The sequence below is a fragment of the Novosphingobium sp. genome (assembly GCF_031424035.1).
Taxonomy (GTDB): Bacteria; Pseudomonadota; Alphaproteobacteria; order Sphingomonadales; family Sphingomonadaceae; genus Novosphingobium.
This window is the reverse complement of sequence record NZ_JANPGP010000126.1, coordinates 20,888-30,710: the sequence shown is the minus strand read 5'-3', so window position 1 is coordinate 30,710 and position 9,823 is coordinate 20,888. Positions and strand designations below refer to the sequence as shown.

Annotated in this window: 11 protein-coding genes; 8 read left to right on the top strand and 3 right to left on the bottom strand. The window is 65.2% G+C overall.

The features are described from left to right. On the bottom strand, positions 1-243 hold a 243-nt coding region (locus tag RMO89_RS17450; RefSeq protein WP_409035578.1), incomplete at its 3' end, for an HAS-barrel domain-containing protein. A 3-nt stretch (positions 244-246) separates the two neighbouring features. Then, positions 247-801, bottom strand: coding sequence for a F0F1 ATP synthase subunit delta (locus RMO89_RS17445; RefSeq protein WP_310534733.1), 555 nt, complete (start codon positions 799-801; stop codon positions 247-249). A gap of 291 nt (positions 802-1,092) precedes the next feature. On the opposite strand from RMO89_RS17445, the gene RMO89_RS17440 reads away from it, so the two are divergent. From RMO89_RS17440 to RMO89_RS17430, 3 genes are all read left to right on the top strand, one after another. After that, a complete protein-coding gene (locus RMO89_RS17440; protein ID WP_310534732.1) occupies positions 1,093-1,572 on the top strand; it encodes a DUF1203 domain-containing protein in 480 nt (159 codons plus the stop codon). Continuing rightward, a complete protein-coding gene (gene ada / locus RMO89_RS17435; protein WP_310534730.1) occupies positions 1,569-2,594 on the top strand; it encodes a bifunctional DNA-binding transcriptional regulator/O6-methylguanine-DNA methyltransferase Ada in 1,026 nt (341 codons plus the stop codon). The genes RMO89_RS17440 and ada overlap by 4 nt, the downstream gene beginning before the upstream one ends. A 72-nt stretch (positions 2,595-2,666) precedes the next feature. After that, positions 2,667-3,557 carry a type II CAAX endopeptidase family protein gene (locus RMO89_RS17430; protein ID WP_310534729.1) on the top strand — a complete coding sequence of 297 codons (891 nt, stop codon included), beginning with the start codon at positions 2,667-2,669 and terminating at the stop codon, positions 3,555-3,557. A gap of 1 nt (position 3,558) precedes the next feature. Here RMO89_RS17430 and RMO89_RS17425 read toward each other — a convergent pair whose 3' ends face one another. Further along, complete coding sequence (locus tag RMO89_RS17425; protein WP_310534728.1) at positions 3,559-5,724, bottom strand: primosomal protein N'; 2,166 nt, start codon at positions 5,722-5,724, stop codon at positions 3,559-3,561. 46 nt (positions 5,725-5,770) lie between these two features. Here RMO89_RS17425 and RMO89_RS17420 point away from each other — a divergent pair, with 46 nt between their 5' ends. The 5 genes from RMO89_RS17420 (at position 5,771) to RMO89_RS17400 (ending at position 9,805) form a co-directional block, all read left to right on the top strand. Next, positions 5,771-6,472, top strand: coding sequence for a DUF4197 domain-containing protein (locus RMO89_RS17420; RefSeq protein WP_310534727.1), 702 nt, complete (start codon positions 5,771-5,773; stop codon positions 6,470-6,472). A 58-nt stretch (positions 6,473-6,530) separates the two neighbouring features. Then, positions 6,531-7,181 carry a fructose-6-phosphate aldolase gene (fsa, locus tag RMO89_RS17415; protein ID WP_310534726.1) on the top strand — a complete coding sequence of 217 codons (651 nt, stop codon included), beginning with the start codon at positions 6,531-6,533 and terminating at the stop codon, positions 7,179-7,181. A 217-nt stretch (positions 7,182-7,398) separates the two neighbouring features. Continuing rightward, positions 7,399-9,213, top strand: coding sequence for a cobaltochelatase subunit CobT (gene cobT / locus RMO89_RS17410; RefSeq protein ID WP_310534724.1), 1,815 nt, complete (start codon positions 7,399-7,401; stop codon positions 9,211-9,213). Between the two features lie 39 nt (positions 9,214-9,252). Beyond that, the gene (locus tag RMO89_RS17405) at positions 9,253-9,531 is read left to right on the top strand and encodes a type II toxin-antitoxin system ParD family antitoxin (protein ID WP_310534722.1); all 279 of its coding nucleotides are present in this window, start codon (positions 9,253-9,255) and stop codon (positions 9,529-9,531) included. After that, a complete protein-coding gene (locus RMO89_RS17400) occupies positions 9,518-9,805 on the top strand; it encodes a type II toxin-antitoxin system RelE/ParE family toxin (RefSeq protein ID WP_310534720.1) in 288 nt (95 codons plus the stop codon). Before RMO89_RS17405 ends, RMO89_RS17400 begins: the two co-directional genes overlap by 14 nt. Positions 9,806-9,823: the final 18 nt, after the last annotated feature.

Here is a 9,823-nt window from a genome sequence, read left to right as displayed (position 1 = left end):
CTCGCTGTCCGAGCCAAAGATCACGACGCCGACGTTATCGGTTTCGAGGTTGAGCGCCATGCCCTTAACCCCGTTCGAGAACTCGACCATTTCGCCGGCCTGGACCTGATCGAGACCGTGGATACGGGCGATACCGTCACCGACCGAGAGCACCGAGCCTACTTCCGAAACCTGGGCTTCGTTGCCGAAGCTGGCGATCTGGTCCTTGATGACCTTCGAAATTTCTGCCGCGCGGATTTCCATCATTCAGCCTTTCATCGCATTTGCGAGCGTATTCAAACGGGTGCGGATCGAGCTATCGATCTGGCGGGAGCCAACACGCACGACCAGACCACCAAGGATGGCAGGGTCGACGGTGGCCGTAAGCTTTACGTCCTTGCCCTCTCGCTCTTTCAGCTTGGCCGAAAGTGCCTTGATCTGGGCATCGGACAGCGGGTGAGCGCTGGTCACTTCGGCGCTCACTTCGCCGCGCTGGGCAGCGGCGATGGCGGCGAAGGCCCGGACGACGTCGGGCAGGGCGGCGAGGCGGCGATTGCCGGCGAGCACGCCGAGGAAGTTCTGGGTGAGGGGCGAAAGCTTGAGCGCCTTGGCCAGGTTGCCCATCGCCGCAGCCGCTGCATCACGCGTGACGCGCGGGTTGCGAATCAGCGCGGCGAGATCAGGCGAAACGGCAACCGCCTCACCCAGCTTTGCGAGGTCGCCCTCGACTGCGGAAGTCTTGCCCTGTTCGCTGGCCAGGTCGAACAATGCGGAAGCGTAACGCCCCTGCAAGCTCGCCGTAATGCCGCCGGAATTTTCCACGCGCGTCGGTTCCTTCATACCGGGTGACAGACAGGGAGGTGTATGCGCACCCGAAGCGCGCTCCTCCTGTCGACGGGGGCGCGCATAGCACGAAATTGCTGCGATGCAAGGCGGCGGGCGCACAACAGGAAATCCTCGCGCTGGCGATGCGGGGCATTTGTCACCGCCAGCCGCCGATTCGCAAAGAATTGCGGCGCGAAAGCCGCCCGGGCGGTTTGAAAGCAAGAGTCGGGAAGGCGCGCTACGGTGGGGCGACTATTGCCGGGGACAGCCAATCCACAGGAGCCCCGCATGACCTATCGAATCACTGGCCTTTCCCCGCAGGACTTCGCTCCGCTGTTCGCGCTATCGGACAAGGCGTTGGCCAAGGCGGGGGCCTGCCGGGTCACCGCCAGTGCGAGCCGTGGCTTTCCCTGCCGGGTCAGTCTTGCGGACGCGCGCGAGGGGGAGGAGTTGATCCTGCTCCACCATGTCAGCCATGACGTCGCCACGCCTTATCGCAGTGCCTACGCGATCTACGTGCGCCGGGATGCGGCGCAGGCCGGTCCCTATATAGACTGCACCCCGCCGGTGTTCGAGGGACGGCCGCTGGGGCTCCGCGGCTTTGCGGCGGACGGGATGCTCAAGGACGCCCGCCTTGCCGCACCGGGCGAATCCGATGCCGCCATCCGCGAACTGTTTGCCGATCCGCGCATTGCCTATATCGATGCCCACAACGCCGCGCACGGCTGCTTTGCTGCGCGAATCGAGCGCCATGGAGACGGGCAATGATCGCCGATCACGATGAGGATCTGTGCTGGACCGCCGTCCTCGCCCGCGACCGCGCGTTTGACGGGCGCTTTGTCACCGGCGTGCTGACCACGGGTATCTATTGCCGCCCGTCCTGTTCGGCGCGGCACCCCCGGCGGGAGAACGTCCGCTTCTTTGCGGGCGGGGCAGAGGCGCGAGTGGCCGGGCTTCGTCCCTGCAAGCGTTGCCTGCCCGATGACGTCAGCCGTGACGAAAAGGCTGTGCTCGCCGCGATCGAGACGATCAAGGCCAGCGAGGAAGTCCCCGCGCTCGCTGGTTTGGCGGCGGACGCCGGCTATTCGGTGTCGCATTTCCAGCGCCTGTTCAGCCGGATGACCGGCCTATCCCCCGCCGCCTACAGCCGCGCGTTGCGCCTCGAACGCGCGGCCGAGGCGCTGTCGGCGGGCGACAGCGTGACCGGCGCTATTTACGAGGCGGGCTATTCCGCCCCCTCGCGGTTCTATGAAGCAAGCGAAAGGCTGGGCATGGCTCCATCGGCATGGGCGAACGGCGGCAAGGGTGTGACGATCCGCTGGGCGGTGGTGGAGACTTATCTCGGCCCAATGCTGGTTGCCGCGACCGACAAGGGGGTTTGCCGGCTGTCGTTCAACGAAGGAGCGGATGATCTGGCCGCGCGCTTCCCGGCGGCGGAACTGGCCGAAGGCGGGGAGGGCTTCTCCGCGCTGCTCGGTGAAGTGATCCGCGCGGTGGAAGCGCCCGATCAGCCGCATGTCGTGCCGCTCGACGTGCGCGGTACTGCCTTTCAGGAAGCGGTCTGGCGCGAACTGCGGCGCATCCCGGCGGGCGAGACGCGGTCCTATGCCGATATTGCCGCCGCTGTCGGTTCGCCCAAGGCCGTGCGCGCCTGCGGTTCGGCCAACGGGGCGAACAATGTCGCCGTGCTGATCCCCTGCCACCGCGTCGTGCGCAGCGATGGCAGTCTGGGCGGCTATGCCTATGGTCTCGACATCAAGCGCAAGTTGCTGGCGCGCGAGGGCGGTTGATCTAGCGTCTCGACAAGTTGCACCCAATCGCGGACACACAGACCGCAAACAGGGAGCTTGCCAACTATGCCGATGATCGATCCAGCCGCGCCGGCACCCGGCAAGCCACCTCTATGGCGCAAGGTCTGGGAATTCCCATTGGTGGCGATGATCGTCTCGCTGGGGCTGGTCATGGCGGCGATCATGGGGTCGGGCTGGCTGTTTTCGGATCTGCCCAAGCGGATGGACAAGGTGAGCGCCATTGCCATTCAGGGCACGGTGGCAACCTTGCTCGTCGTGCTGGTGATGAAATACCTGGTCTCGCGGCTTGGCCGGTACAAGCATGACGACTTTCCGCTCGCACCGGCGCTGATGGACTGGACGCGAGGGCTGGTGATCGGTTCCGGCCTGATGGCGCTGGCGGTGGGCATTGCGGCCCTGCTCGGCGTCTATCGCATTACCGGCTGGGGGACGGGGCGGGATCTGGTGATGGTGCTGTTCAGCGCCGGACTGGTCGCCGGTTTCGTCGAGGAATCGCTGTTCCGCGGCGTGCTGTTCCGCTGGATCGAGGAAATGCTGGGATCGTGGGGCGCGCTGGCGATCACCTCGTTTCTGTTCGGCTTTGCCCATTTCTTCAATGACCACGCCACCGTGTTCTCTTCGGTCGCCATCGCGCTGGAGGCCGGGATCATGCTGGGGGCCTGCTACATGCTCACGCGCTCGCTGTGGCTGGCGGTCGGCCTGCATATGGGCTGGAACGTGACGCAGGGCTTTGTCTTCGCCGTGCCGGTGTCGGGCCATCCGGTCGAAGGCATGGTCCGCGCGGAACTCACTGGCCATCCGCTGCTCTCCGGCGGGGCCTTCGGGCTTGAAGCCTCGGTCATCGGGCTGGGCGTGGCGACGGCGGCAGGCCTGTGGCTGCTCCGCCGCGCAATTGCCAGCGGGCAGCTGAGGCCGCCGATGTGGGCGAGGCCCAAGGGCTGACCTATACGAAGCTGTAAGGATCGATATCGACAGCAACCCGCACGCCGTGGGAAAATCGCAACGGATCGAGCCATGCGCGGATCACGTCCTGTAATTCGGCAGACCGGCGCGCGTTGATCAGCAGGCGATAGCGATAGCGCCCGCGCAGCAGCGACAGCGGCGCGGCGGCTGGGCCAAGCACGAGCACGTCGGGCAGGTCCGGACGAGATCCGCCAATGGTTCTGGCGGCTTCGCGCGCTTCTGCCTCGTCCTCCGACGAAATGATGATCGCCGCCCAGCGCCCGAACGGCGGCGCCATGGCATCGCGCCGGGCTTCGGCCTCGGCGGCATAGAAGGAGTCGCGGTCGCCGCTGGCCAGCGCCTCGATCACGGCGGCTTCGGGGTGGCGCGTCTGGATGAGCACTTCACCGGGCTTCTCGCCGCGACCGGCTCGGCCCGCTACCTGGGCGATCTGCTGATAGGTCCGCTCGCCCGCGCGCAGATCACCGCCTTCAAGGCCAAGATCGGCATCGACCACGCCGACAAGGGTGAGTTCGGGGAAGTGATAGCCCTTGGTTACCAATTGCGTGCCGACAATTACGTCGATCATGCCGTTTTCCGCCGCCTCGACGAATGCATTGATCTTTGCCGGACTGTTGAGCGTGTCAGACGTGACCAGCGCAATCCGCGCCTCGGGGAGGATCTCGCGTACTTCGTCGGCGATGCGTTCGACTCCGGGGCCGCAGGCGACGAGGCAGTCGGCAGTGTGGCATTCGGGGCAGGCCTCGGGTGGCGGGGTTTCATAGCCGCAGTGATGGCAAGCGAGGCGGCGCGACAGGCGGTGTTCGACCAGCCATGCCGTGCAATTCGGACACTGGAAGCGATGGCCGCAATTGCGGCACAGCGTTAGCGGGGCATAGCCGCGCCGGTTGAGGAACAGCAGGCTCTGCTCGCCGCGTTCCAATCGCGCCTTCAGCTCCTTGACGAGGCGCGGGGCGAGCCAATGCCCGCGCTCGGGCTGTTCGGTACGCAGGTCGACGATCTGGATGTCCGGCATGGTCGCGCCGCCGAAGCGCGCGGGCAGGTCGATCTTCTCATAGACTCCGGCCTCGGCCAGTTGCATCGATTCGAGCGCCGGGGTGGCGCTGGCGAGGATCACCGGGACCTTCTCGAACTTGGCGCGCATCACCGCGACATCGCGCGCGTTATAACGCACGCCGTCATCCTGCTTGAACGACACCTCGTGCGCCTCGTCGACGACGATCAGCCCCAGCCGCGCATAGGGCATGAACAGCGCCGAGCGCGCCCCGACCACGACCTGAGCCTCACCGCGCACGATCGCCCGCCAGGCGCGGCGGCGCTCGGTCGACTTGAGCGAGGAGTGCCACAGCACCGGTGGCACCCCAAAGCGCGCTTCGAAGCGGCGCAGGAAATTCTCGGTGAGCGCTATTTCGGGGAGCAGCACCAGCACCTGCTGGCCAAGACGCAGCGCCTCGGCGACCGCCTCGAAATAGCACTCGGTCTTGCCCGATCCGGTGACGCCGTCGAGCAGGAACGGCGCAAAGCCGCCCTTTGCAACGGCAGCGACAAAGCGGTCGGCAGCGGCGGTCTGGTCGTCGCTCAACTCCGGCTGGGCAAAGTCGGCGCGGGCGCGGGGGTATGGACGGTCAAGATCGACCACCACCGGCTCGAGCAGTCCGGCCCCGACCATGCCGCGCAGCACGCCTTCGGAAACCGAGGCGCGCTCGGCCAGTTCGCGGATCGTCGCCTGTTCGCCGTCCAGCGCGTCCATGGCGGCGGCGCGCTGCGGGGTGAGGCGCTTGGGTTCCAGTCCGGTAAGCCGGTACTCCGTCATCGTCCCGCCGCCGCGCAGCGCCGCCGAGGAGCCAAGCGCCATCCGCGCTACGGCGGCCATCGGCGCGCAGTAGTAATCGGCGGTCCACTCAATCAGGCGGCGCAGCGGTGCGGGCAGCGGCGGCACCGGCATGACTTCATGCAACGGGCGCAGCTTGGCATCGGGAACATCGGTTCCGGGCAGACGTTCCGCCTCCCAGACAACGCCCAGCACCTGCCGGGGGCCGAGCGGCGCGACCACGACCGAGCCGTATTCAATAGCCATGCCTTCGGGCACCCGGTAATCGAGCACTGGCAATGCCGAATTGAACACAAGGAGTCGGGCGCGGTTCATGCAGAGCCACTTAGACATTGCACGGGCGCAGGCAAAGGAGCGGAAGATGAAAGCTGATCATGGAATGACGGAACCCGGCATCATCGCCAGCCGCCGCGCGCTCCTCGCCGGACTTGCCGCCACTTCGGCGCTGTCGGTTGCCGGCTGCGCCTCGCTCCCAGCTTTCAGCCTGACCGAGGCAATCCGCCGTCTGCTGCTGCTGTCGAGCCGCAACGCGCTGGCGCGGCTGATGGCTCCGGGCGGTTTCTGGGACAACCAGCTGGCGCGGCTCGACCTGCCCGAAGTCTTCGGATCGCGGCGCGGCGGCGTACTGGAGCGAATCCTCACCGGCCCGGCCTTCCGCAGCCGGCTGCAGCGCGAACTGAACCACGTGGCCGAGGACGGCGCCCGCCGCGCCGCGCCTGTTGTCGCCGATGCCGTGCGGGTAATCGGCGTGCGCAATGCCATCGAACTGGTGCGCGGCGGCCCGAGCGCGGCAACCGCCTACCTGCGCGGCGAAATGGGCACGCGTCTGGTCGAGGAAATGTTCCCCGCGCTCGCCGACGGCCTGCGTGTGGCCCGCGATCCGATCATCGGTGAAGCGCTGGCTGCGCTTACCGGCGTCGACCTGCCCGGCGTCGCCCGCCAGCTCGCAGTCGAGGCGGACAACGCCATCTGGGGCGAGATCGGGCGCGAGGAAGCCTTCATCCGCGCTAACCCCGAAAGCACCAACGATCCGATGCTGATCAGCGTTTTCAAGGTGGTCTAGCCCCGCCGCGAAGCCTTCCCTATAGGCTGGGGGGAATCGCAAGCTGGAGCACGCCGCCGTGAAGTTCTTCGCCGACACCGCCGAAATCGCCGACATCAAGGAACTCGCCGCCACCGGCCTGCTCGATGGCGTGACCACCAACCCCTCGCTGATCATGAAATCGGGCCGTGATTTCATGGAAGTGACCCGCGAAATCTGCGGCATCGTCGCCGGTCCGGTCAGCGCCGAAGTCGTCGCGCTCGATCACGATGGAATGATGCGAGAGGCCGAAGTGCTCCGCAAGATCGCCGAAAATGTCTGCATCAAGGTGCCGCTGACCATTGATGGCCTGAAGACCTGCAAGGCGCTGACCAGCGAAGGCACCATGGTCAACGTCACGCTGTGCTTCTCGGCCAATCAGGCGCTGCTCGCCGCCAAGGCCGGCGCGACTTTCGTCTCGCCCTTTGTCGGCCGGCACGATGACAACGGCTTTGATGGCATGCAGCTGATCTCTGACATCCGCCTGATCTATGATAATTACGCCTATGCCACCGAAATCCTTGTCGCATCGGTGCGCCATGGCATCCACGTGCTCGAAGCCGCCAAGATCGGCGCCGACGTGATGACCGCGCCGCCCGCCGTGATCAAGGGTCTGGTCAAGCACGTGCTGACCGACAAGGGCATCGAAGGCTTCATGGCCGACTGGGCGAAGACGGGGCAAAAGATCTGAGGCAGTCGATTTAAGGCGGTTGTTTTGAACGATTGACGATCATTAATTTGCCGTCATCCTGAACTTGTTTCAGGATCCATCGTGCCGCAACTCCTGCCGCCAGTTGGAAACACACAACGGCTCGGCTGGCTTTTCGAAGGCAACGGCAGGGCGTGAGGTTAAATGGATCCTGAAACAAGTTCAGGATGACGAGATGGGTTAGATTTCAGCGGAGCAAATGGCAGACGAATCCCCTCTCGACCGGTTCAAGACCGTTCTCACCGGCACAGCGCGAGCGATTTCGCGCGAGCCGGAGCTGGAGGTTGCGTGGACGGCGGACCTGCCGCTGATCGCCGGCAACACCATGCGCGTGCCGATGCCCGGCCGGGCGTTGCCCCGCGCGCAGGTTGCCGAAGTGCGCGGCTTTGCGGATTCGTTTGCGCTCAAGAAGCGGCATCACAACGATGCGCTCCACGCCCGTTCGGCCCCGGCGGAGCCTTCGGCGCGCGCCTGCTATGACGCGATCGAGACGGTGCGGTATGAGGCGCTGGGGGCCAAATCCTATCCCGGGATGCGCTTGAACCTTGACGCCGCGCAGGGCGTGCGGATGGCGAGCGATCCCATCACCCGCGCCACCCGCAGCGATGAAGTGCCGATCCAGGCCGCGCTCGCCCTCATGCTGCGCGAACACCTCACCGGCCAGCCGGTGCCCGACGCGGCGCGCGGCGGCGTGGAGCTGTTGCGCGGCTGGATCGAGGAACGCGCCGGTAGCGATTTTGACGCGCTGGCCGCCACGCTCGATGATCAGAAGGCGTTCCAGGGCCTCGCGCTCGACATGCTGCAGCATCTCGAACTGACCCGCGCCCAGCCGGAGGAGCAGGACCCGACCGACTCCGAAGATCAGGACGGCGAGGACGAGACCGAGGAGGACGAGGAAGGCAACGAAGCGGGCGCCGATCAGGAACCGCAGGAAGTCGCCGCTCAGCCGAGCGATGGCGAGGACGACGCCGATGGCGAGAACCAGCGCGAGGAAGGCGATCAGCCCGAGGATGCCGAACCAGGCGACGACGGCGAGGAAGGGATGCTCCCCGTCCGCCCGAACCGGCCGTGGACCGACGACCCCTCGACCTTCGATTACAAGGTCTGGTCCGACAAGTTCGACGAGGTCATCTCCGCCAGCGAACTGTGCGACGATGAGGAACTGACGCGCCTGCGCGCCTATCTCGACGCGCAGTTGAAGGGCCTGCAATCGATCGTCACCCGGCTCGCCAACCGGCTGCAGCGCCGGCTGATGGCGCAGCAGAACCGCTCGTGGGACTTTGACCAGGAAGAGGGGCTGATCGACGCCGCGCGGCTGGCCCGCGTGGTGATCTCGCCCGGCCATTCGCTATCCTACAAGGTCGAGCGCGAGGTCGAGTTCAAGGACACCATCGTCACGCTGCTGATCGACAATTCCGGTTCGATGCGCGGGCGGCCGATCTCCATCGCGGCGATCAGCGCCGACGTGCTCGCCCGCACGCTTGAGCGCTGCGGGGTGAAAACCGAAATCCTCGGCTTCACCACCCGCGCATGGAAGGGCGGGCAGAGCCGCGAATCCTGGCTGGCGGGCGGAAAGCCGGCCCAGCCCGGCCGACTCAACGACCTGCGCCACATCGTCTACAAGAAGGCCGACGAGCCCTATCGCCACGCGCGCAAGAACCTCGGCCTGATGATGCGCGAGGGGCTGCTCAAGGAAAACATCGACGGCGAGGCGCTGCTCTGGGCGCACACGCGGCTTTTGGCGCGATCCGAAGACCGCCGCATCCTGATGGTCATCTCCGACGGCGCGCCGGTGGACGATTCGACACTCAGCGTGAACTCGGCGGGTTATCTGGAGGCGCATCTTCGCAAGGTGATCGACTGGATCGAACGCCAGTCCCCCGTCCAGCTCGTCGCCATCGGTATCGGGCATGACGTAACGCGCTATTACCGGCGGGCCGTGACGATCATGGATGTGGAGCAACTGGGCGGCACGATGATCGAGCAGTTGGCGGGGCTGTTCGAGGACGGCTGATTATTGCCAGATCATACAAAGTATGATTTTGTATGATCTATGAGCAAACTTGAACGCATTACCGTCACCATGACCGAAGAAATGGCCGCGCAAATTCGCAGTGCCGTTGATTCAGGGGAATACGCCACGACGAGCGAAGTCGTCCGCGATGCGCTTCGTGATTGGAGCGACTTGCAGGAACGTCGCAAGGCCTCGCTCGATCGATTGCGGGCGATGGTTGAAGAAGGGCGGAACGGTCCATTTCTGGATGGGGAAACTGCAATGGCTGAACTGCGGTCACGCGTTGCCGCCAAGGTAGCCTTGCGTGACGAAATTTAGACTTACTCCCGAAGTCGATTCGGATCTTGAAGACATCGCCGATTACATCATTCGGGATAACCCGGAACGCGCTCTGAGTTTTGTTGATGAAGTTGTCGCAAAATTTCGGGTCATTGGGGAACGACCAGAGAGCTTTCCGCTAGTTGAGGGATTGCCCTGGCCATTGCGCTCCGCCCTTCATGGTAACTATCGTATCCTGTTCGAGATTATCGACGACTTGCCGCATATCCTTCGCGTGATCCACGGCGCGCGGGATATTGACAGCTTGTTCTGACTGGGCCTTACGCCCATC